At 65.2% G+C, this 21148-nt stretch carries 20 protein-coding genes; 13 read left to right on the top strand and 7 right to left on the bottom strand.

Annotation, left to right across the window (positions count from 1 at the left end; translation table 11 throughout):
• Positions 1 to 20 precede the first annotated feature (20 nt).
• The 4 genes from AC5ZFO_RS10925 (at position 21) to AC5ZFO_RS10910 (ending at position 3417) form a co-directional block, all read left to right on the top strand.
• Positions 21 to 845, top strand: a complete 825-nt coding sequence (locus AC5ZFO_RS10925) for an enoyl-CoA hydratase (protein ID WP_282523460.1) — start codon at positions 21 to 23, stop codon at positions 843 to 845.
• Positions 846 to 951: 106 nt separating this feature from the next.
• Complete coding sequence (locus AC5ZFO_RS10920) at positions 952 to 1536, top strand: CoA-binding protein (RefSeq protein WP_028149016.1); 585 nt, start codon at positions 952 to 954, stop codon at positions 1534 to 1536.
• A 138-nt stretch (positions 1537 to 1674) separates the two neighbouring features.
• Positions 1675 to 2955, top strand: coding sequence for an O-acetylhomoserine aminocarboxypropyltransferase (locus AC5ZFO_RS10915; protein WP_282523461.1), 1281 nt, complete (start codon positions 1675 to 1677; stop codon positions 2953 to 2955).
• 117 nt (positions 2956 to 3072) lie between these two features.
• A complete protein-coding gene (locus AC5ZFO_RS10910; protein ID WP_282523462.1) occupies positions 3073 to 3417 on the top strand; it encodes a hypothetical protein in 345 nt (114 codons plus the stop codon).
• Positions 3418 to 3422: 5 nt separating this feature from the next.
• On the opposite strand, the gene AC5ZFO_RS10905 is transcribed toward AC5ZFO_RS10910, so the two are convergent.
• Entirely contained in the window at positions 3423 to 4499 is a 1077-nt protein-coding gene (locus AC5ZFO_RS10905) for a COX15/CtaA family protein (protein ID WP_282523463.1), read from the bottom strand.
• 110 nt (positions 4500 to 4609) lie between these two features.
• Between AC5ZFO_RS10905 and AC5ZFO_RS10900 the strand changes: the two genes are divergently transcribed.
• Positions 4610 to 4831 carry a DUF2842 domain-containing protein gene (locus AC5ZFO_RS10900; RefSeq protein ID WP_208087159.1) on the top strand — a complete coding sequence of 74 codons (222 nt, stop codon included), beginning with the start codon at positions 4610 to 4612 and terminating at the stop codon, positions 4829 to 4831.
• On the opposite strand, the gene AC5ZFO_RS10895 is transcribed toward AC5ZFO_RS10900, so the two are convergent.
• Positions 4821 to 5864, bottom strand: coding sequence for a polysaccharide deacetylase family protein (locus AC5ZFO_RS10895; protein ID WP_496122075.1), 1044 nt, complete (start codon positions 5862 to 5864; stop codon positions 4821 to 4823). The genes AC5ZFO_RS10900 and AC5ZFO_RS10895 overlap by 11 nt on opposite strands.
• A 112-nt stretch (positions 5865 to 5976) precedes the next feature.
• On the opposite strand from AC5ZFO_RS10895, the gene AC5ZFO_RS10890 reads away from it, so the two are divergent.
• Complete coding sequence (locus AC5ZFO_RS10890) at positions 5977 to 7158, top strand: GNAT family N-acetyltransferase (RefSeq protein ID WP_282523465.1); 1182 nt, start codon at positions 5977 to 5979, stop codon at positions 7156 to 7158.
• A 270-nt stretch (positions 7159 to 7428) separates the two neighbouring features.
• Here the strand turns inward: AC5ZFO_RS10890 and AC5ZFO_RS10885 are convergent, their stop codons facing one another.
• Entirely contained in the window at positions 7429 to 9717 is a 2289-nt protein-coding gene (locus tag AC5ZFO_RS10885; RefSeq protein ID WP_282523466.1) for a GumC family protein, read from the bottom strand.
• Positions 9718 to 9917: 200 nt separating this feature from the next.
• On the opposite strand from AC5ZFO_RS10885, the gene AC5ZFO_RS10880 reads away from it, so the two are divergent.
• The 3 genes from AC5ZFO_RS10880 to AC5ZFO_RS10870 all read left to right on the top strand — a co-directional run bounded on the left by AC5ZFO_RS10880 (position 9918) and on the right by AC5ZFO_RS10870 (position 14138).
• Positions 9918 to 11051: a glycosyltransferase family 4 protein gene (locus AC5ZFO_RS10880; RefSeq protein ID WP_282523467.1), complete on the top strand. Its 1134-nt coding sequence runs from the start codon at positions 9918 to 9920 to the stop codon at positions 11049 to 11051.
• A 120-nt stretch (positions 11052 to 11171) separates the two neighbouring features.
• Positions 11172 to 12722 (top strand): undecaprenyl-phosphate glucose phosphotransferase, encoded by a 1551-nt coding sequence (locus AC5ZFO_RS10875; RefSeq protein ID WP_282523468.1) that lies wholly within the window; start codon positions 11172 to 11174, stop codon positions 12720 to 12722.
• Positions 12723 to 12884: 162 nt separating this feature from the next.
• A complete protein-coding gene (locus tag AC5ZFO_RS10870; RefSeq protein ID WP_282523469.1) occupies positions 12885 to 14138 on the top strand; it encodes an O-antigen ligase family protein in 1254 nt (417 codons plus the stop codon).
• Here the strand turns inward: AC5ZFO_RS10870 and AC5ZFO_RS10865 are convergent.
• Positions 14113 to 14583, bottom strand: coding sequence for a MarR family transcriptional regulator (locus AC5ZFO_RS10865; RefSeq protein WP_049803079.1), 471 nt, complete (start codon positions 14581 to 14583; stop codon positions 14113 to 14115). The genes AC5ZFO_RS10870 and AC5ZFO_RS10865 overlap by 26 nt on opposite strands.
• A gap of 147 nt (positions 14584 to 14730) precedes the next feature.
• On the opposite strand from AC5ZFO_RS10865, the gene AC5ZFO_RS10860 reads away from it, so the two are divergent.
• A complete protein-coding gene (locus AC5ZFO_RS10860; protein ID WP_282523470.1) occupies positions 14731 to 15927 on the top strand; it encodes an FAD-dependent monooxygenase in 1197 nt (398 codons plus the stop codon).
• 138 nt (positions 15928 to 16065) lie between these two features.
• Here AC5ZFO_RS10860 and AC5ZFO_RS10855 read toward each other — a convergent pair whose 3' ends face one another.
• The 3 genes from AC5ZFO_RS10855 to AC5ZFO_RS10845 are packed head-to-tail and all read right to left on the bottom strand — an operon-like array spanning position 16066 to position 18813.
• Positions 16066 to 17244 (bottom strand): saccharopine dehydrogenase family protein, encoded by a 1179-nt coding sequence (locus AC5ZFO_RS10855; RefSeq protein WP_282523471.1) that lies wholly within the window; start codon positions 17242 to 17244, stop codon positions 16066 to 16068.
• A gap of 9 nt (positions 17245 to 17253) precedes the next feature.
• A complete protein-coding gene (locus AC5ZFO_RS10850) occupies positions 17254 to 18036 on the bottom strand; it encodes a DUF169 domain-containing protein (RefSeq protein ID WP_282523472.1) in 783 nt (260 codons plus the stop codon).
• A gap of 60 nt (positions 18037 to 18096) precedes the next feature.
• Entirely contained in the window at positions 18097 to 18813 is a 717-nt protein-coding gene (locus tag AC5ZFO_RS10845; RefSeq protein WP_282523473.1) for a YdcF family protein, read from the bottom strand.
• A 232-nt stretch (positions 18814 to 19045) separates the two neighbouring features.
• On the opposite strand from AC5ZFO_RS10845, the gene AC5ZFO_RS10840 reads away from it, so the two are divergent.
• The 3 genes from AC5ZFO_RS10840 to AC5ZFO_RS10830 all read left to right on the top strand — a co-directional run bounded on the left by AC5ZFO_RS10840 (position 19046) and on the right by AC5ZFO_RS10830 (position 20961).
• Positions 19046 to 19987, top strand: coding sequence for an acetamidase/formamidase family protein (locus tag AC5ZFO_RS10840; RefSeq protein WP_282523474.1), 942 nt, complete (start codon positions 19046 to 19048; stop codon positions 19985 to 19987).
• A gap of 200 nt (positions 19988 to 20187) precedes the next feature.
• Positions 20188 to 20385 (top strand): hypothetical protein, encoded by a 198-nt coding sequence (locus AC5ZFO_RS10835; protein WP_007603456.1) that lies wholly within the window; start codon positions 20188 to 20190, stop codon positions 20383 to 20385.
• Between the two features lie 72 nt (positions 20386 to 20457).
• The gene (locus AC5ZFO_RS10830) at positions 20458 to 20961 is read left to right on the top strand and encodes a GcrA family cell cycle regulator (RefSeq protein ID WP_282523475.1); all 504 of its coding nucleotides are present in this window, start codon (positions 20458 to 20460) and stop codon (positions 20959 to 20961) included.
• Positions 20962 to 21148 lie beyond the last annotated feature (187 nt).

The raw sequence follows: 21148 nt of genomic DNA, 5'->3' as shown, positions 1-21148 counted from the left end.
ATCCAACCGGAAACGCTTCGATGTCCGCCCAGGCCGCCCACGCCCCCTCCCCGCAACCGTCGATCCTGCTGCGCGAGACCGTAGGCCCCATCGCGGTCCTGACGCTGAACCGCCCGGCCGCGCGCAACAGCCTGTCGGCGGCGATGATCGCAACCCTCCATGCCGAGCTCAACGAGATCCGCGACGACAAGGCGGTCCGCGCGGTCGTGATCGCCGCTAACGGCCGTGCCTTCTCCGCCGGCCACGACATGAAGGAGCTCACCGCGCGCCGCACTGACCCGGATCGCGGCCGTGCCTTCTTTGCCGAGATGATGAACGCCTGCTGCGCGATGATGCAGGCGGTCGTGCACCTGCCGAAGCCCGTGGTCGCGGCCGTCCAGGGCATCGCGACCGCGGCCGGCTGCCAGCTCGTGGCAAGCTGCGATCTCGCGATCGCCTCGGAAGCGGCGAGCTTCGCCACGCCGGGCGTCGATATCGGGCTGTTCTGCTCCACGCCGATGGTGGCGTTGTCGCGGAACGTGCCGCGCAAGCAGGCGATGGAAATGCTGCTGACCGGCGAGCCGGTCCCGGCCACCCGCGCCCGCGATATCGGGCTCATCAATCGCGTGGTCGCGGCCGGCACCGAGCGCGACGCCGCAATCGCACTCGCCGAACAGGTCGCGCTGAAGTCGGCCTACACCGTCAAGCTCGGCAAGGAGGCGTTCTACCGCCAGGCCGAGATGAGCCTTGCGGACGCCTATCGCTATGCGGCAGAGGTGATGACCGAGAACATGATGGCGCGCGACGCCGAGGAAGGCATCGGCGCCTTCATCGAGAAGCGCACGCCGACATGGCGGGATGAATAGAATTCGTCATTGCGAGCGAAGCGAAGCAATCCAGAATCTTTCCACCGAGGTAGTCTGGATTGCTTCGTCTCTTCGCTCCTCGCAATGACAGCAAAAAGAAGAGCCAATGAACCACGACGCCTATCCCGACAATTACATCCGCGGCATCCTCAACAGCGTGAAGTCGATCGCGATGGTCGGCGCCTCGCCGGTCAATGTGCGGCCGAGCTATTTTGCGTTCAAATATCTGGCGCAGCGCGGCTATGACATGATCCCGGTCAATCCCGGCCATGTCGGCAAGGATCTGCTCGGAAAGCCGTTTGTCGCCTCGCTCTCCGACATTGGCCGCCCCGTCGACATGATCGACATCTTTCGCAACTCCAGCCACATCATGCCGGTGGTGGAAGAAGCGCTCACGCTCGATCCGCTGCCGAAGGTGATCTGGATGCAGCTTGGCGCGCGCGATGACGCAGCCGCGGCGAAGGCCGAGGCGGCCGGGATCAAGGTCGTGATGAACCGCTGCCCCAAGATCGAATATGGCCGCTTGTCGTCCGAGATTTCCTGGATGGGCGTCAATTCACGCACGCTGAGCTCCAAACGGCCGCCGGCGCCGACGCAAGGCATGCGGCTATCCCTCAATCGGATGAGTGTCGGCGGCGGCGACACCGCGGCATCGGATCGCGCCGCCAAAAACAAGAGCGAGCAAAGCTAACGCAAGCGCGAAGGATTCATTTCGCTCACGCGACAACGCGTAGCACGATCGTTCCGATGTGACGCGGCGCCTTGACGGCGGGCCCGTCGCCGATCAGCATGCCGCGCGATTTCAGATCACAAGAACAGGACGCCCTCAATGAGCGATCGCCTTCCGGGATTTTCAACCCTCGCCGTGCATGCCGGTGCACAGCCCGACCCCACCACCGGTGCGCGCGCGACCCCGATTTATCAAACCACTTCTTTCGTCTTCAACGACGCCGACCACGCCGCCTCGCTGTTCGGCCTGCAGGCGTTCGGCAACATCTATACCCGCATCGGCAACCCCACCAACGCGGTGCTGGAAGAGCGTGTTGCCGCACTCGAAGGCGGCACCGCCGCGCTTGCGGTCGCCTCGGGCCACGCCGCACAGGTCGTGGTGCTGCAGCAATTGCTCCAGCCCGGCGACGAGTTCATCGCCGCGCGCAAGCTTTATGGCGGCTCGATCAACCAGTTCTCGCATGCGTTCAAGAGCTTTGGCTGGAACGTGGTGTGGGCCGATTCCGACGACATCGCTAGCTTCGAGCGCGCGGTGACGCCGCGCACGAAGGCCATCTTCATCGAGTCGATCGCCAATCCCGGCGGCAGCATCACCGACATCGAGGCGATCTCGACGGTGGCGCGCAAGGCGGGCGTGCCGCTGATCGTCGACAACACGCTGGCCTCGCCCTACCTGATCCGCCCGATCGACCATGGCGCCGACATCGTCGTGCACTCGCTGACGAAATTCCTGGGCGGCCACGGCAATTCGCTCGGCGGCATCATCGTCGATGCCGGCACGTTCGACTGGTCCACGGGCGGCAAATATCCGATGCTGTCGGAGCCGCGGCCGGAATATCACGGCATCCGCCTCCAGGAGACCTTTGGCAATTTCGCATTCGCGATCGCCTGCCGCGTGCTGGGCCTGCGCGACCTCGGACCGGCGCTGTCGCCGTTCAACGCCTTCATGATCCTGACCGGCATCGAGACGCTGCCGCTGCGCATGCAGAAGCACTGCGACAACGCCAAGGCCGTCGCAGAATTCCTCGCCGGCCATCCGGCAGTGGCCTCGGTGAGCTACGCGGGCTTGGCAAGCGACAAGTACAATCAGCTCGCGCGCAAATACGCGCCGAAGGGCGCAGGCGCCGTGTTCACCTTCAGCCTGAAGGGCGGCTATGATTCCGGCGTCAGCCTGGTATCAAAGCTGCAGCTGTTCTCGCACCTCGCCAATGTCGGCGACACCCGCTCGCTGGTCATCCACCCGGCTTCGACGACGCACAGCCAGCTCGACGACGCCGCCAAGGTGAAGTCCGGCGCCGGCCCCGACGTGGTGCGGCTCTCGATCGGCATCGAAGACAAGGAAGATCTGATCGCGGACCTGGAGCAGGCGCTGGGGGCGTAGCTTTCCTGATCATTCCGGGGCGTTGCCTCGCCCCGGAATGACGGCCCAGTTAACAGTCGTTAACCATATCTGCCGCATACATCGTCCTTGGATCGCCCCTTTGATTCGGAGCCGACGATGCTGCGCTGGATGGTGCCTGCCCTTGCGGCCATGCTGACGGTCTCAGCCGCCGTTGCCGCCGATCTGCCGGCCACAGCGAGACGGCGCGCTGCCGCGCCGCCGCAGGACCCGCCACAGGTCTATGTCGAGACCGATCCGGATGCGCTGATCTCGCCGGCCTATGGCATCGGCAGCTACATCCGCAACCTGCCGGGCACGCCGCTGCTGCCAGGCTCCAACACCTTGCCGGGCTATTACGGCCGGCCCTGGAGCTACGATTATCAGGGCCCGTACTACGGCGGACCGCAGGTCGGCTATTTCTGGCGCCTGCCCTACGCCTGCGGCGTCTACGGCTATTGCTGACCTGATCAGCCGGCCTGACCGACCGGAACCGCGCGCGGCTGCGCCTGTGCAGATTGTCGCGAGGCCAGCCGCTCCACCTGCATCACCGCAAGCGCGAGCACCACGATCGCAACCGCTTGGTGCGAAAGCGCGAGATCGATCGGCACCTGGTTGAGCAGCGTGAGGATCCCGAGCACAGCCTGCAGGCTGACCGCGGCGAACAGCCAGAGCGCACCGCCGGCCGCCGTGCGCGAACGCACCGCATCGAACGCGTGCAGCGCCGCCAGCACGAACAGCGCATAGGCCGTCATGCGGTGCTCGAACTGCACGGTCAACACGTTGTCGAACATGTTGCGCCACCACGGCGTCTCGAACCATAGCCGCTCAGCCGATGGAATGAACGCGCCGTCGATCTGCGGCCAGGTGTTGTAGGCGCGCCCGGCGCGCAGGCCCGCGACCAGCGCACCGAAATAGATCTGCACGAAGGTCACGACGAGGAGCAGCACGCTTGTGAACCTCAGCCGCGCGGGAGCTGCGATCTGCGGCCGCTCTTTGAGCCGCCGCACCGTCCAGACGATGCCGGCGAAGATCAGCAGCGCCAGCATCAGATGCGTCGCGAGCCGATATTGCGAGACCTCGACCCGTTCCGTCAGGCCGGAGGCCACCATCCACCAGCCGACGGCGCCCTGGAGTCCGCCAAGCGCGAACAGCAGCCACAACCGCCGCTTCAACTCACCCGACAGGCCGCCGCGCCACAGGAAGAACAGGAACGGCAAGAGATAGGCCACGCCGATGAAACGGCCGAGAAAGCGGTGGCTCCATTCCCACCAATAGATCTCCTTGTACTCGGACAGGCTCATGCCCGCATTGAGCTCGCGATATTGCGGAATCTTCTTGTAGGCCTCGAACGCCTCGTTCCACGCCGTTTCTGTCAGCGGCGGAACACTGCCCGTGACCGGCTTCCACTCGACGATCGAAAGGCCGGACTCCGTCAGACGCGTGGCACCGCCGACCAGCACCATCACCGCGATCAGCGCGGCCACGGAAATCAGCCACCAGCGCACGGCGCGATGCGGGTTGGTCGGAGCGAAAATCGTCGTCATTTCAGGGGCAAAACCAAGCCTTGTTGCAAAGAGACTTGAACCGGACTGCGTGCCCCTTATAGTCCCCCGCTCCCGCAGCGCAAGTTACGCGAAGGCCGCAGCATTCCGCCATGACGATCCGCACCCGCAAGTTCCTCGGCGCCATCCTGCTCCTGGTGCTGGCCACCGTCTGGGCGCTGCTCGGCATGGCGCTGGCGCAGATGCCGTGGATAGCCGAATCCGGCTGGCGGCAGGCGATCTACTACGTGGTGGTCGGCATGGGCTGGGTGCTGCCGGCGATGCCGATCGTGAGCTGGATGCAGCGGCCGGACCGGGTCAAATCTAATTCGTAGCGCTGGCGGTCGGTTTCACCGGCGCGAAGGCAACACCGGAGACCAGCACGCGCAGCATGCGCAGTGATTGTATCCGGCCGTCCCAGGAAATCCGCGGCAGCGCGCGCAGATTGGTGCGCCCCTCCGCATCCACGATGCCCGGGATGGTCGAGACGGCGCTGGCAAAGCCGGCCTCCTCCGCCATGACGACGTGGCTGCGCCGGAAAGACGAGCGATCGCCGAACGGAAAGGCCAGATGCCTGATCTCGCGGTCGAAGGCCGCTTCCGCGACCGCCTTGCCCATCGTCATCTCGCGCAACGCGGCGGCGTCCTTCATGTTGGCGAGAACGGGATAGTTCACGGTCGCGCTGCCGACCGTGACCAGCGGATCCGCCGCAAGCCTTGCCAGATCCTCCCAATCCATCGACGCTTCGCGCGAGAGCGCGGCGAGATCGACCCGGTAGCGCGTGCAGAGATCGGCGATCGCAGCCGACAAATCCGCCTGCGGCAACGAGCGCAGCCAGCTCTCGATGAACGAAAACAGCGCCCGCTTCTCGGCGTTGCCTGTGACGGTGAACCGCTGCTCCTTCTCGCCCATCATCAGGTTGATGCGGCTCTCGCGCGCGATCATCCGCTCGAGCCCGAGCCACCAGGCCTCTCCGACTCCATCGGGGAACGCGGTGGGCACATAGATCGTGAACGGCACGGCGTGGCGCGCCAGCACCGGATAGGCGAAGCTGATCAGGTCCTTGTTGGCGCCGTCGAAGGTGAGCGCCACGAAGCGCCGCTTCTCTGGCAGCGTCACCGCGCGGCGGCAGACATCGTCCATGCCGAGGAAGTCATACCCCCACCGCTTCAGCGCACCAATGGCGCGATCGAGAAATTGCGGGCTGATCTCGTTTTCACGCAGCGGCTGAAACGCGCCGCGCCGCCGCGGCCGCACGTGTTGAAAGCGCAGGATCGCGCCGGCGCCGCGGCTGCGCAGCACAGCCTGGCCGGTGAACCAGGCCAGCTCAAGCCGCAAACGCTCCAGCCATCTATCGTCGGATGCCAATATCCCACCTTCGCGTTCGCCTGATTGTCATTACTCTTTGTTGACATTTCTTTGCAAAGGTCGGCCACAGGCCGAACTACGCAAATTTTTCGTTTCTCGACAGGTTTCGTGAATGACCATGGCTGCGGCGATGCAAAGCCGGACGGCAGAATCGCCAGCGCGGTCGAAAGCGAACCGTATCGCGCATGTCGATATCGTCACCGATCTGGCCGAGGCCGAGACGGTCTGGCGCGCGTTCGAGGAGAGCGGCCACCTCTTCACGCCATACCAGCGCTTCGACCTGCTCAGCCCATGGCAACGGCTGGTCGGCAGCCATGAAGGCGCCAGCCCCCTCATCGTCATTGCCCGCGACGCCGAGCGCCAGCCGCTCCTGCTGCTGCCGCTCTCGCTGCGGCAAACCCACGGCGTGCGCACCGCCTGCTTCATGGGCGGCAAGCACACGACCTTCAACATGGGCCTGTGGAACGCCGAGTTCGCAGCCCAGGTCGCCATCGCCGATCTCGACGCGCTGCTTGCGCCGCTGCGCGAGCATGCCGACGTGCTCGCGCTGACGCAGCAGCCGCTGCGCTGGCACGACCAGCACAATCCGTTCGCGCAGCTGCCGCGGCAGAGTGCGATCAACGGCTGCCCTCTCCTGGCGATGGAGCCGGGCGGGGCGCCCGCATCGCGGATCAGCAACTCCTTCCGCCGCCGCCTCAAGAGCAAGGAAAAGAAGCTCCAGGCGCTTGCCGGCTATCGTTATCACCTCGCCACCACGGACGCGGACGTCACCCGCCTGCTCGACTGGTTCTTCCGCGTCAAGCCGGCGCGAATGGCCGAACAGAAACTGCCCAACGTCTTTGCCGAACCCGGCGTCGAAGCGTTCGTTCGCAGCGCGTGCCTGTCGGCGCGCGGCGAAGGCCGCGTCATCGACATCCATGCGCTCGAGTGCGACGAGGAGGTGATCGCGATCTTCGCCGGCGTCGCCGACGGCCAGCGCTTCTCGATGATGTTCAACACCTACACGATGTCCGAGCACGCCCGCTACAGCCCCGGGCTGATCCTGATGCGCTACATCATCGACCGCTACGCCGAACGCGGCTACCGCTCGCTCGATCTCGGCATCGGCTCGGACGATTACAAGCGGATGTTCTGCAAGGACGACGACGACATCTTCGACAGCTTCGTGCCCCTGACCGCGCGCGGAAAACTCGCGGCGATGGCGATGTCCTCGCTCAGCCACGGCAAACGGCTGGTGAAGCAGAACCAGATGTTGTTCGATCTGGCGCGGCGGCTGCGGCAGGCGTTCGGGTAGGCGTACCCTTCTGCGAATATCTAACCACTCGCGGAGCTGCCCCTTACCCTCCCCTGGAGGGGGAGGGTCGTTGCGCATGGAGCGCAGCGCAATGCGCAACGGGGTGGGGTGACGGTCCCTCCACAATCAGTAGTGCCCGTGAGGAGAGATCACCCCACCCCGTCTCGCCCCGCTGACGCGCCGCGAGCCGACCCTCCCCCTCCAGGGGAGGGTAAGAGGCGGCACCGATGTCGCCTTCAACTGAACGATAGACTGAGCCCGCGCCCTCGCCTACGCCGCCACGACCCGCGGCGTCTCCACCGCATTCGACGGCTGCACCGGCCTGCTCAGCATCGTCACCTCGCTGAAGCCGACCGCCCTCAACTGCTCGCACATCAGCGTGCGGGCATCCGCCGCCATCGAAGCATCGGGCACCACGACGGCGCGGGCATGCGCCGTGAGCAGTTCGGCCGGGAGGTCCGAGGCGCTGCCGGCGTCCACCAGCACGTGGTCGTAGGCGCGGAGCAGCGCATCGATCGCGAGCGTCACCCGCGGCGATTGCAGCAGGCTGCGGTCGAAGCCGGGACGGCCGGCCATGACCAGATGCAGCCGCGAGAGCTTGTCCCGGGTGATGATTTGCGCGAACGAGGCCTCACCCTGCATCAGCTCGGCGAGGCCGGGAGCCGAAGCATCGACGGACACCGCGGCTATGGTCGGCGAGGATGCGGCGAGATCGACCACAACGACGCGCGCATCGCGCGCCAGGTGCCGGGCCAGCGTCAGCGTCGACAGCGTGATGGCTTCGCCGGCCGCGGTGCCGAGCACCGTGACCTTCTTCGCCGCCGGTCCTGCAGCTCGCAGGCTGTCGGCGAGATGCTCGATCTCGGCGAATTCAGTGACGTCGGCATCGGCCGTCATCTCGGGCTGAAGCGGCGTAAGCTCTTCCACAACCGGATCGAGCATCGGTTCGGCCACCGGCTGGACCGCCAGCTGGACTACCGGCTGGACTACCGGCTCTTGGCGCACCGGCGCCTGCGCCGGCGTGAACACGGCCACCGCGCGCGGCGCGGTCTGGCGCAGCAGCTCGCCTGTGACGACGACGCCGGACGAGAGCAGCAGCGTCGCGATCGTCGCGATCAGCACGATCGGCAGCTTCTTCGGATAGGCCGGCGTATTCGAGACGATGGCGCGCGAGATGATGCGGCCTTCCGCCGGCGCCGTATCGATGCTCTCGCGGGTGCTGGCCTCGCGATACTTCCCAAGATACGTCTCGAGCAGGTCGCGCTGGGCCTTGGCTTCGCGCTCGAGCGCGCGGAGCTGGACGTCCTGACCGTTGGTCGAGGTCGCCTGCTTCTTGAGCTGATCGAGGCTCGCCGTCAGGCCGTCGACCCGGCCACTGGCGATCCGCGCATCGCTTTCGAACGAGCGAGAGATCTTGGCCGCTTCGTCGCGGATCTGGTTGTCGAGGTCGCCAAGCTGCGCCTTCAGCTCCTTGATCCGCGGGTGATTGCCGAGCAGCGTGGACGATTGTTCGGCGAGCTGCGCCCGCAGCGTCACCCGCTGCTCCGACAATCGCCGCATCAGCTCGGAGTTTACCACCTCGGACGCTTCGATCGGCTTGCCGCTCTGGAGCATCTCCTTGATCAGCCTTGCCCTGGATTCAGCATCCGCCTTCATCGAGCGTGCGTTGTTGAGCTGGGTATTGACCTCGCCCATCTGCTGGTTCGAGAGCGTGGTGTTGTTGGTGCCGACGAACAGCGACGACTTGGAACGGAAGTCCTCGACCTTGGCTTCGGCGTCGGAGACTTTCTTGCGCAGATTTTCGATTTCGCCCGAAAGCCACTGGCTGGCGCTGCGGGCCTGATCCTGGCGCGCATTCTGCTGGAGCACGAGATAGCCGTCGGCGATCGAATTGGCGACGCGCGCGGCAAGGTCCGGATCGGCGGACTGGAATTCGACCACGATCACGCGCGACTTGTCGACGGCGTAGGCCTGGAGCCGCTCGTAATAGGCATCCAGCACCCGCTCTTCCGGCGTCATCGAGAACGGATCGCGACCGATGCCGATCATGGCCGCGAGCGACTTCAGCGGCGAAATGCCTTGCAGCACCGGATCGAATTCGGGGCGTTCCGCGAGCTTGTTCTTTTTGATGATCTCGCGCGCGAGATCGCGCGACAGCACGAGCTGCACCTGGCTGGTCACCGCCTCGGGGTCGAGCGACTGCCGCTCTTCGGTGCTGCGGTCGCTGCTCGGCCGCAGGAACACGTTCTCGCGGCCGTCGATCAGGATGCGCGATTCCGATTTGAAACGCGGCGTCACCAGGTTGACGGCAGCGACGGAGGCGACCAGGGCCAGCACCGTCGGCACGATGATCCAGCCGCGCTTGCGGGCCAGCGCGCCGCCGAGCGCATGGAGATCGATGTCGCCGGATTCGACGGGTGCCTGCTTCGGAGCAGCGGATGCAGGCTTGGCTTCAACCTTGGGCGCGGCTTCGATGACCCTGGCTTCGCCCTTGAGCCTCGAAACAGCCCGCTCGACCACCGCCTTGTCCTTGCCGGCACGCCAGAACGCTAAACGCATCGAACACTCCCGCAGGGCAACGCTGCGACTCTACCTCAACCGGGGCGATTACACTCCATTAAGGTTGCCGCTGGGTTAATCGCCCCTGCCGCAACGAGCGCGCACGGCGCCGACACCGTTTGTTAACCACGAGGGCTCTTAATCCATCTCGATATTTCGAGAATTGTTCGAGCATTCGCCGTCGAGCGCTGGTTCTGATCATGCCCCCCTCTCCCGACCGGCCGCTCCGCATCCTGCACGCCGTGCGCGCTCCCGTGGGCGGCATCTTCCGCCACATCCTCGATCTCGCCAACGGTCAGGTCGATCGCGGTCATCACGTCGGGATTCTCGCCGACAGCCTCACCGGCGGCGAGCGCGCGGACAAGGCGCTGGCCGAGCTCGCGCCGCGGCTGAAGCTCGGCGTGCACCGGCTGGCGATCCGCCGTGAGCCGTCGCCTGACGATTTTCTGGTGTGGCTGCGGATGCGGCGCCTGATCGCCGCGCTCAAACCCGACGTCACGCACGGCCACGGCGCCAAGGCCGGCGCCTTCGTCCGCATGCGGCGGCGATCCAACGACACCATCCGCATCTACACCCCGCATGGCGGCTCGCTGCACTATCCGCTCAACACCTTCAAGGGCGAGTTTTACGCGCGGCTCGAACGCACGCTGATGGACGCGACGGACTTGTTCCTGTTCGAGAGCGCGTTTGCGCGCGACACCTATCAGCGCATCGTCGGCACGCCCAAGGGCGTGGTGCATTGCGTCTTCAATGGCGTGACGCCGGAAGAATTCGAGCCTGTTAGCATCGCCGACGATGCCACAGATCTCGCCTATGTCGGCGAGTTCAGGCACATCAAGGGCGCAGATTTGCTGGTCGATGCGGTGGCGCGCCTGCACGAGGGCGGCAAGAAGGTCACCCTTACGCTCGGCGGCGACGGCGAGGAGACGGCGGCGCTGAAGGCGCAGGTCGACAAGCTCGGCCTCTCCAGCGACATCCGCTTCATCGGTCACGTCAAAGCACGCTACGGATTCTCCAAGGGACGGCTTCTGGTCGTGCCCTCGCGCGGTGATTCCATGCCCTACGTCGTGATCGAGGCCGGCGCGGCCGGCATTCCCATGATCGCGGCCCGCGTCGGCGGCATCCCCGAAATCTTCGGGCATGACAGCCCGGCGCTGTTTGCGGCGAGCAACGCCGAGGCCATGGCGGAAGCGATCGCGGCCGCACTCGACGATCCGCAGGCGACCGCGCAGCGCGCATCCGCCCTGCGCGGGCGCATCTCCGCGCACTTCTCCCAGCAGGCGATGGTTGACGGCGTGCTCGCGGGTTATCGCGACGCATTTGCCAATCATTAACCATCCTTAAGACCGCTTTAGAGAATCTTCCGATTTGTCCGATAATCGACCTGCCAGGGGATGCTCGCCCGGGGCGCAACGCTGCGACCCGCGGGTTGTTTGGAATGGACGTGGACGCCCGTGGAACCGCTCAACGCACGCTCGATGCTCGACGCCGCCACAAGCGCCGCGGCGAAGCCGGCTGACCAACCCTTTGTGGAGCGCCGTCGCCGGCTCTCGCCCGCCGCGCTCGAAATCGTCAACCAGAAGGTCGCCCGCGCCTATTCGCCGATTGTGATCACCGGCTTCGTCCGCTTGGCCGATTTCGCGCTGCTGAGCCTCGTCGGCATCGTGCTCTATGTCGGCTATGTCATGCCGCTCGCCGGCTCCTTCAGCTGGGTTTATCCCGCGGAGATCATCGCCGTCGCGGTCGCCGCCGTGATCTGCTTCCAGGCCGCCGACATCTATCAGGTGCAGCTGTTCCGCGGTCAGATCCGGCAGATGACTCGGATGATCTCCTCCTGGTCGTTCGTCTTCCTGCTGTTCATCGGCGTATCCTTCTTCGCCAAGTTCGGCAGCGAAATGTCGCGGCTGTGGCTTGCCGCCTTCTACTTCCTCGGCCTCGCCGCGCTCATCTGCGAACGTCTGGTGCTGCGCTCGCTGGTGCGCGCCTGGGCACGCCAGGGCCGGCTCGACCGCCGCACCATCATCGTCGGCTCCGACAGCAACGGCGAGCAACTGGTCGAGGCGCTGAACGCCCAGGAGGATTCCGACATCCACGTGCTCGGCGTGTTCGACGACCGCAACGACAGTCGCGCGCTCGACACCTGCGCCGGCGCGCGCAAGCTCGGCAAGGTCGACGACATCGTCGAATTCGCCCGCCGCACCCGGGTCGATCTCGTGCTGTTCGCGCTGCCGATCTCGGCGGAGACGCGCATCCTGGAGATGCTGCAGAAGCTCTGGGTGCTGCCGGTCGACATCCGGCTCTCCGCGCACACCAACAAGCTGCGTTTCCGTCCCCGCTCCTATTCCTATCTCGGCGAGGTGCCGACGCTCGACGTGTTCGAGGCGCCGATCACCGACTGGGACCTGGTGATGAAGTGGCTGTTCGACCGCATCGTCGGCGGCCTTGCGCTGCTCGCAGCCCTGCCGGTGATGGGACTGGTGGCGTTGGCGGTGAAGCTCGACAGCCCCGGCCCGGCGCTGTTCCGTCAGAAACGCTTCGGCTTCAACAACGAGCGCATCGATGTCTACAAATTCCGCTCGATGTACCACCATCAGGCCGACCCGACCGCCTCCAAGGTCGTCACCAAGAACGATCCGCGCGTCACCCGCGTCGGCCGCTTCATCCGCAAGACCAGCCTCGACGAGCTGCCGCAGCTCTTCAACGTGGTGTTCTCGGGCAATCTGTCCCTGGTCGGCCCGCGTCCGCACGCGGTGCAGGGCAAGCTCCAGAGCCGCCTGTTCGACGAAGCCGTCGACGGCTATTTCGCGCGTCACCGCGTCAAGCCCGGCATCACCGGCTGGGCCCAGATCAACGGCTGGCGCGGCGAGATCGACAATGAAGAGAAGATCCAGAAGCGCGTCGAATTCGATCTCTACTATATCGAGAACTGGTCGGTGCTGTTCGACCTCGTCATTCTCCTGAAGACGCCGGTCTCGCTGCTGACCAAGAACGACAACGCGTATTGAGATGAGTTCCTCCGTCATGCCCCGGCTTGACCGGGGCATCCAGTACTCCGCAGCGCCAGCCGTCTTCTGCAACGCGCGCCGCGGAATACTGGATCGCCCGGTCAAGCCGGGCGATGACAGCGTGTTTGTGGCGTACAAGTTGCGTAAGCGTATGGGCATGTGATGGCGTATGCGGCGACAGCCGGTGGAGTGAAATTGGCCGCGCCGGCTGCGCCCGGCGTGCTGGCCATCCAGCGCGCGCTGGTGTGGCTGGTCGGCGCCTCCGGCGCCATCGTCTTCATCGAGCCGAGCCCCTACGAGATCGTGACGCTGCTGGCCGCCGTCACCTTCTTCGCGACCGGCCTGCGCCTGCGGCTCGTGCTGATGCCGCTGATCCTGATGCTGGTCCTGCTCAATGTCGGCTACACGATCAGCGCGGTCCCGCTGTACGAACAGTCCGAGGTGGCGAGCTGGATTGCGACCTCCTGGTACATGGCGGTCACCGTCGTGTTCTTCGCGATGGTCACCTCGGAAGACACCGCGGCCCGGCTCGACATGCTCCGCCGCGGCCTCGTGGTCGGCGCGATGGTCGCCTCGCTGTCGGCGGTCGCCGGCTACTTCCATCTGGTTCCCGGCGGAGACGATCTCCTCACCCTCTACGGGCGCGCGCGCGGCACGTTCAAGGACCCGAATGTGCTCGGCGCCTTCCTGATCCTGCCGGCGCTGTTCGCGCTCCAGAGCGTGGTCTCCGACAAGTTTGCCAAGGCGTTCCGCAACGTCATCGCCTTCGGCATCATGTCGCTGGCGATCCTGCTCGCCTTCTCCCGCGCCGCCTGGGGCGGACTGGTGCTGACCTCCGCCTTCATGCTGGCGCTGATGGTGCTGACCAGCCGCACCAACGCGCAGCGCTCGCGCATCGTCGTCATGGCGATCGTCGCCGCGGTGCTGGGCCTCGCGCTGATCGCGGTGCTGCTGTCATTCGATTCCACCGCCGAGATGTTCAAGCAGCGCGCGAGCTTCGACCAGAGCTATGACGAAGGCCGCTTCGGCCGGTTCGGCCGGCACATCCTCGGCGCGGAGATGGCGCTCGACCTGCCGTTCGGCATCGGCCCCCTGCAATTCCACCGCTTCTTCCCCGAGGACACCCACAACTCCTATCTCAACGCCTTCATGTCCGGCGGCTGGCTCTCCGGCGTCTGTTATCCCGCGCTGGTCTTCACCACGGTCATCATGGGTATCAGGCACATCTTCGTCCGTGTGCCCTGGCAGCGCGCTTATCTCGCGATCTTCTCCGCCTTCGTCGGCACCGTCGGCGAGAGTTTTGTAATCGACACCGACCACTGGCGGCATTTCTGGATGATGCTGGGCGCGATGTGGGGCATGATCGCAGCGGCCCAAATCTACAAGAAGCCTACCGACGAAGCTTCTTCAGTTTGAGATCCGGCCGCTTTTCCGGCGGCGTGTCGAGCAGTCCCTTCAGCGCCTCGGTTGCCGCGAGCACGCCCTTGTAGCCCTCGGTCGCGAAGCGCAGCAGCAGGCGCAGCTCTTCGTCGGAATAGGCGCCAAACACCTTCTCCATCGCCTGCTGCATCGGCACGTAGAGCTGGCCGATCTTCATCGCCGTCTCCGGCACGACGGAAATGAAGACCTTGCGGCGGTCTTTCTCGTCCCGTTCGCGGCGCACAAGCCCGGCCTTCTCGAGCCGGTCGACCACGCCGGTGATGGCGCCCGTCGTCAGCCCCGTGACCTCGGCGAGCCGGCCCGCGGTGACGCGGCCCTCGAGATAGAGGATGTCCATGCATTCGAGGTCGGAATTGGCAATTCCGGCAACGTTCGCAACCGTTTGGCCATAGAGCACGCCCTGCGCGGACGACCGCCGCATCGCCTCCTCGAGCTCCTGCAACAGCGCCGCGCGCGCCTTCGTCCTTGACAAGGTCGGCTCCTTATCTTACTCGATATATATCTTAGTTGCTAAGAGATTTAGCAATCGTAATTTTTCCTAGCACCACGGAAACGTCGGGAGCAAGCCATGTCCAACCGTCCCCGCAAGGCCCTCATCATCGGGGCCGGCATCGCCGGGCCCGTCACCGCGATCCTGCTGCGCCGCGCCGGCATCGAATCCGCGATCTACGAGGCCTGGCCTTATTCGAAAGGCATCGGCGGCGGCCTCCAGATCGCACCGAACGGCATGCATGTCATGGACGAGATCGGGCTCGCGAACGAGCTGATCAGCCGCGGCTCGATCGCCGAATCCTTCGATTTCTATTCGCAGAGCGGCGAACGGCTCGGCTCGATCAACCGCGACATGGCGCGGCGCTTCGGCCAGCCGGCCGTCAATGTCTGCCGCGCCACGCTGAACGAAATCCTGATCGACAAGGCCTGGTGCGCCTGCGTCTCGCTCTATTTCGAGAAGCGCCTGATCAAGATCGAGGACCGCGGCGACCAGCCGATCATCGCTTACTTCTCCGATGGCAGCACGGCCGAAGGCGACTTCCTGATCGGCGCCGACGGCGTGCACTCGGTCGTGCGCCGCCAGGTCGTGCCGGACGGTCCGCAACCGTTCGACACCGGACTGATCGGGTTCGGAGGCTTCGTGCCGCACGCCGTCCTCGATGGCAGGCCGATCGGCCGGCACGTCGAGACCACGTTCGGCAAGAGCGGCTTCTTCGGCTATGGCTATTGCAGCCCGGATCCGAACGACGGCGTGATGTGGTGGAGCACGCAGCCCGCGCACGGCATGGACGCGGCGATGTTCCGCGCGCTCGACCACGCGACGCTAAAGCAGCATCTGCGCGGCTTCCATCACGGCTGGCACGATCCGATCCCCGATATCATCGACGCGGCCGAGAACATCGTGGTCACCGACACGCTCGACGTCGCGACCTTGCCGACCTGGTCGCGCAAGCGCTCGCTGCTGATCGGCGATGCCGCGCATGCGACCAGTCCCCACGCGGGCCAGGGCGCTTCGCTCGCGCTCGAGGATGCGATGCGGCTCGCGCGGCTGATGCAGGAGGGCCAGGAGCTCGGCGCCACTTTCCAGGCCTTCGAGGCCGAGCGGCGTCCGCGCACCGAGAAGATCGTCGCAATGGCCCGCCGCAACGGCAACAGCAAGCGCGAATTCAGCGCCACCGGCGCCTGGGTCCGCAATCAGATGATGAAATGGCTGTTGCCGCTGGGATCGAAGAGCATGGAGTTCATGTACGCGTATGACGCGCGGGCGGCGTAGCGATAAACACTGTCATGCCCCGCGAAGGCGGGGCATCCAGTACGCCGCGACCTCTCACTCCATCACGGCTGTCTCTGGAATACTGGGTCGCCCGGTCAAGCCGGGCGACGACACCGTCATTTAACCGCGCAAGCGCGCCTAACTCTCCACTCCGAACGTCAGCCCAGCATTTTCGCGCAGCCGCTTGATCAGCTTGTGCTGCATCGCCGCGCCCGGTGTCCAGAATCCTGCCGGGACGTCTGTCACATCGCGCAGCATGCACATCGCGCATTCGGAAATCATCTTCGAGGTCGAGCCGTAGCCGGGATCGCGGTCGCCGGTGACGCCGGCGCGAACCATGCGGCCGTCGGGCGCGATCGCGACATAGAGCAGGTCGAAGCGGCCGTTCTCCCGCTCTTCCTTCGACGGCCCCTCGCCCGGCTTCGGCGCGTTCGGACCGGTCTTCTCGGCGTTGGCGGCCACCACGCGCTGCGCGTTGGCTTCGCCCTTCTCGCCGGGACCCGTCAGAACCATCTCGTCGTAGACGAAGTCCTGACCGTAGGGAAAGCCCATCAGCATGTTGGAGCGATGGACGTTGCGCGTGTTGATCAGTGCCATCATGAACGGCGCGGCCCAGGACTGCAGGTCCTCCTCGAGCAGCGACCTGTTGCCCTTCGGCTGCTTCGGGCCGGTGAAGCCCGGCGTCAACGCGAACGGATCGTTCAGGATCGCGATCAGGCTGATGTCCTTTGCGACCGCATCGAAGGTCGCCTTGGCGCTCGCCGCGGTGCCGCCCGAGAGCGTGCCGCGCATGTCGCGCACGCGGCCTTTCACACGCGAGGCCGGAGCGCCGAACGCGCGCTTGGCCTCTTCCTGCACGAAGAACGCACCGAGCTCGAACGGCACGGAATCGAAACCGCATGAGAACACGATACGCGCGCCGCTCTCTTTGGCGCCCGCCTCGTACTTGTCGATCATCTGCCGCATCCAGATCGGTTCGCCGCAAAGATCGAAATAATCGGTGCCGGTGGCGACGCAGGCCGCGAGCAGTTCCTCGCCATAGAGCTGATACGGGCCGACGGTGGTGATCACCGACATCGTCTGCTCCGCCATCGCCTTCAGCGAGGCCGCGTCCGACGCATCCGCGACAATCAGCGGCGTATTCCCGGGCGCGCCGATCGCATCGCGTACCGACTTGAGCTTGCCGAGGCTACGGCCTGCCATCGCCCATTTGAGCGTGTGGTCGCCCTTGTAATGCTGAGTCAGATATTCGGCGACGAGCTGGCCGGTGAAACCGGTCGCACCGTAGACGACGATGTCGAATTTTGCTGAGCTCATGGTCGACCTTTACTTCTTCGCGTAACTCACGCCCATGCCGGCGCGGACGTCGCTTTGAATCCCATAGGGCGGAATCGGATAGCGCAGGCCGTTCTTGGCCAGCGCCTTCATGCCCTCGATCGCCTTGGCGAGATGCGAGGGCTTCAAGGCCATCAGCATCTCCTCGTCCGGCACGCCGCCATAGCGCCGTTCGGCATAGCATGGCAAGGACAGGCTGGGTTCGCCGGTTTTCAGCGCCCGCCCCCAGGAATCCGCGCAGGCGGTCTCACCGACGACGCCCCATTCGAACTTCTTGTAGCCGGTATATTGCAGCCCGTTGATCAGGATGATCATCTGCCCCGGCGTTGCATAGACCAGGCAAATGTCGGGCGGATCGAGCCGCCCGCTCGCGAGCGGACTGACCGCAAGCGCCTGATACTGTCCGAACGGAACCACGTCCAGCGCCTCCTGGCGCTTGCGCGCGTCCTCGGCGGTGCCGTGCCAGACCCCGACATAGTTTTCGCCGGCGAGCCATTTTTCGTCCTGCGGCGCAAGCCCGATCACGGCGCGACACTGCGCGCCGACAAGATCGTCGGCGGTGATGCCGACCGTCCAGCCCAGACGTGCAGCCATGCTGACGATCTGGTCGGTGGTATGGACCGCGTTCGGCCGCCGGATTTTCGGGATCGCCTCCATGTCGGCGGTGCGCGGGAACAGCTTCATGCCGATCACAGTCGTCTTCAGCCGCAGCAGGCTGTTGAGATCGGCGACGAGGCCGGCAAGATCGATCCTGTCTGCGCTCTGCTGTTGCATGGCGTCCTCCCGACCGGCGATCGCGCGCCGGTACTCTGTTCTTGTTTTGCGGCTCTCGTTTTAGTCCTTGCCCGGTCCCGGAAGCAACTCGCCGGTCCGCCCCATGATGCGATAGGCCAAAAGGCCGATCCATTCGCGCACGGCGACGTCGGTCTTGCCGAGACCATCGGCCCCGTTGCGGGTGAAGGCGAAGAGCCCGTCGCGCCCGCCCATCCGCCAATCCACCGGATAGGCTTCGACGTCAAATCCGGCCTTGCGGAAGATCCCCATCGCGCGCGGCATGTGGAAGGCCGACGTGACCAGAAGCCAGCGTTCGCCCGGCTTCGGCGTCACCAGCTGCTTTGTGAAGATCGCGTTCTCCCAGGTGTTGCGGGAGTCGCGCTCGAGGATCAGGCGCTCCTTCGGTATGCCCAGGCTTTCCAGGATCGGCGCGGTGTAGTCGGCCTCCTTCGCCTCCGTCGCGACCAGGTTCGCCGAGCCGCCGGTGAAGACGATACGCGCGTTCGGATAGCGCCGCGCGAGGTCGGCCGGCGCCAGCATGCGATCGGCCGCGTGCGCAACCACGGGCGTGCGATGCGCCGCCGACAGATCGGTGTCGATCGAGCCGCCGAGCACGATGATGCCGTCGGGGGCGCCCCGCGACGGGTCCCACGCCGGGAAACGCGACTCCAGCGGATAGAGCAGAAGATTGCCGATCGGCGAGAACGCGACCAGCGCCAGCAGCACCAGCGTGGCCACGGCGAGCTTGCGGCCGACCGCAGCAAACCGCGTCGCCATCAGCAGCAGCGACAGGATTCCGAGCTCGATCAGGAGATTGATCGGCAGCAGAGCGATGCCGAGGGTCTTGGAAAGAACGAAATACAGGGGAGCCTCGCTGAAATGATCGTGCCGGGCTTGACCGGCCCGTCCATCTTCAGAAATCTTCTTGAAAGAGGATCGATCGCCCGGTCAAGCCCGGGCATAACAGGTTCTCATGACGAGTTCTGATGAACCCGATTGGACGCGGCCAATGACCCATCACCACCTGCATTCAAGCCCCGAGACCTGCCATTGGGGCTTCTTCGAAGCCGCGCTCAAACCCGTCCTCACCGTCAAAAGCGGCGATGAGGTGACGGTCGACACCATCAGCGGCGGGCCCGACATGCTGCCCGACCGCAACAAATTTCACATTCCGCCGGAGATGTTCGAGGTTCACGCCAAAAACGAGCGCATGCTGCCCGGTCACATCCTCACCGGCCCGATCGCGGTCGAGGGCGCCGAGCCCGGCGACGTGCTCGCGGTCGAGATCCTCGACGTCCAGCTCCGGCAGGATTGGGGCTGGAACATGATCAAGCCGCTGTCCGGCACGCTGCCCGACGATTTCCACGAGACGCGCATCCTGAACATCCCACTCGACCGGTCGCGGATGGTCGGCCGCATGCCCTGGGGCCTCGATCTGCCGCTCAAGCCGTTCTTCGGCGTGATGGGCGTCTCGCCGCCGCCGGCCTGGGGCCGCATCTCCTCGCTTGTGCCGCGCGCAATGGGCGGCAATCTCGACAACAAGGAGCTCGGGGCCGGTGCGACGCTCTTTTTGCCGGTGTTCGTCCCGGGCGCGATGTTCTCCTGCGGCGACGGCCATGGCGTGCAGGGCGACGGCGAGGTCTGCGTCACCGCGATCGAGACCGCGCTCCAGGGCCGCTTCCGCCTGACGTTGCGCAAGGACCTCAGGTTCGACTATCCCCGCGCCGAAACGGCGACGCATTACATGACCATGGCCATGGACCCCGACCTCGACCAGTGCGTGGTGCGCGCGCTGCGCGACATGATCGTGCTGCTCGGCGAGACGCGAAACCTGTCGCGCGAGGACGCCTACACGCTGTGCAGCCTGGCCGCCGACCTGCGGGTGACGCAGACCGTCAACGGCTGCAAAGGCATCCATTGCATGATCGAAAAGGCGATCGTGCACGGCTAGCCGCACCCGCCTGCCCGGCCTCGTCTCCGCTCCACCACCGCTCGGCATCCCGCGCGGCGCGCGGAGCTGCGCCTGATTTCCCTAGTGATTCCAATGAGCTAAAACACCGGTCTCGCCCGGATTTGACTCCCACCCCCGAACCTAAATAGAGTCTTAATCGTTACTTTTATGTACCCGAGTAAGAGGCTAGCGTTCGGGCCATGGCCACCGAAAAAGCCGAGACTGACCGCATTCCCGTAACCTTGGCGCTCTCGACCATCACCTATCTGGAAAAACTGGTGAGACAGGGCACCCACGGCACCAGCGTTCCCGGCGTCGCACGCACACTGATCGAGGAAGGCATCCGTCTCGCCATCAAGGACGGGCTTCTGTCGATTCGCGACAACGGCAGAACGTGAGCGCGCGCCGGACGTGAGGCGGACGGATCTCGAGAGGCGGATGGCCGACATCTGCAACCTGGGACCGTTACAATGCCTGTTCTCTCACCAACTTCTTCACCGACTGCTTCTTCACCGACCTGGACCAACGAACGAATTGAGCTTCTGAGGCAGCACTTCGAGGCCGGCCTCACCTGCAGCGAGATCGCTGCCGACATCGGCGTCAGCCGCAACGCGGTGATCGGCAAGCTGTCCCGGCTCAATCTCACGCGCGGCAGGACAAGCGACGAGCGCAAGCTCGAGCGGAGCCTCGCGCCGCGGCGCGGGACGAGAGCCGTACCGCGGCTGCAATATGAGATGCTCGCCACGATCTACGGTGACACCGACACACCTGTGGTCGCGGGTCCGATCGACGATACCAACCGCTGCTCGCTGCTGGAGCTCGCCGAGAATCGCTGCCGCTGGCCGATCTCGACGCCGGGCGCAGACGACTTCTGCTTCTGCGGCAATACCGCGCCCGACGGCCAGTCCTACTGCGTCGGCCACAGCCGCCTCGCCTACCGGCCGAACTCGCGCGCCCGTGTGATGCGCGGCTGAAGGAAAATCCCAAAACGAAAAACCTCCGGCGGGGCATCACCGGAGGTTTCTGGAGGCTTAGCATGAAGCTAAGAGCCGTGACTTTCGTAATCGGCTGAAAACAAGATAGCTGATCAACTCAGGTAAGTAAATAAGTTTGAGGGCGATCGATTCGCATAGCTCGTCTTCGTCGTTTGCAACGTGTTGC

It is taken from the genome of Bradyrhizobium sp. Unk1, assembly GCF_059512345.1.
This window is presented reverse-complemented; position numbering and strand designations above follow the sequence as displayed.

Bases quoted from the DNA above. Each gene is read 5' to 3' on its own strand.
- AC5ZFO_RS10860 (WP_282523470.1), top strand. From the start codon at position 14,731: ATGTCCAACCGTCCCCGCAAGGCCCTCATCATCGGGGCCGGCATCGCC.
- AC5ZFO_RS10845 (WP_282523473.1), bottom strand. From the start codon at position 18,813: ATGGCGACGCGGTTTGCTGCGGTCGGCCGCAAGCTCGCCGTGGCCACG.
- AC5ZFO_RS10905 (WP_282523463.1), bottom strand. From the start codon at position 4,499: ATGACGACGATTTTCGCTCCGACCAACCCGCATCGCGCCGTGCGCTGG.
- AC5ZFO_RS10865 (WP_049803079.1), bottom strand. From the start codon at position 14,583: ATGCGGCGGTCGTCCGCGCAGGGCGTGCTCTATGGCCAAACGGTTGCG.
- AC5ZFO_RS10910 (WP_282523462.1), top strand. From the start codon at position 3,073: ATGCTGCGCTGGATGGTGCCTGCCCTTGCGGCCATGCTGACGGTCTCA.
- AC5ZFO_RS10915 (WP_282523461.1), top strand. From the start codon at position 1,675: ATGAGCGATCGCCTTCCGGGATTTTCAACCCTCGCCGTGCATGCCGGT.
- AC5ZFO_RS10830 (WP_282523475.1), top strand. From the start codon at position 20,458: ATGCCTGTTCTCTCACCAACTTCTTCACCGACTGCTTCTTCACCGACC.
- AC5ZFO_RS10835 (WP_007603456.1), top strand. From the start codon at position 20,188: ATGGCCACCGAAAAAGCCGAGACTGACCGCATTCCCGTAACCTTGGCG.
- AC5ZFO_RS10840 (WP_282523474.1), top strand. From the start codon at position 19,046: ATGACCCATCACCACCTGCATTCAAGCCCCGAGACCTGCCATTGGGGC.
- AC5ZFO_RS10890 (WP_282523465.1), top strand. From the start codon at position 5,977: ATGACCATGGCTGCGGCGATGCAAAGCCGGACGGCAGAATCGCCAGCG.
- AC5ZFO_RS10920 (WP_028149016.1), top strand. From the start codon at position 952: ATGAACCACGACGCCTATCCCGACAATTACATCCGCGGCATCCTCAAC.
- AC5ZFO_RS10870 (WP_282523469.1), top strand. From the start codon at position 12,885: ATGGCGTATGCGGCGACAGCCGGTGGAGTGAAATTGGCCGCGCCGGCT.
- AC5ZFO_RS10885 (WP_282523466.1), bottom strand. From the start codon at position 9,717: ATGCGTTTAGCGTTCTGGCGTGCCGGCAAGGACAAGGCGGTGGTCGAG.
- AC5ZFO_RS10850 (WP_282523472.1), bottom strand. From the start codon at position 18,036: ATGCAACAGCAGAGCGCAGACAGGATCGATCTTGCCGGCCTCGTCGCC.
- AC5ZFO_RS10900 (WP_208087159.1), top strand. From the start codon at position 4,610: ATGACGATCCGCACCCGCAAGTTCCTCGGCGCCATCCTGCTCCTGGTG.
- AC5ZFO_RS10925 (WP_282523460.1), top strand. From the start codon at position 21: ATGTCCGCCCAGGCCGCCCACGCCCCCTCCCCGCAACCGTCGATCCTG.
- AC5ZFO_RS10855 (WP_282523471.1), bottom strand. From the start codon at position 17,244: ATGAGCTCAGCAAAATTCGACATCGTCGTCTACGGTGCGACCGGTTTC.
- AC5ZFO_RS10880 (WP_282523467.1), top strand. From the start codon at position 9,918: ATGCCCCCCTCTCCCGACCGGCCGCTCCGCATCCTGCACGCCGTGCGC.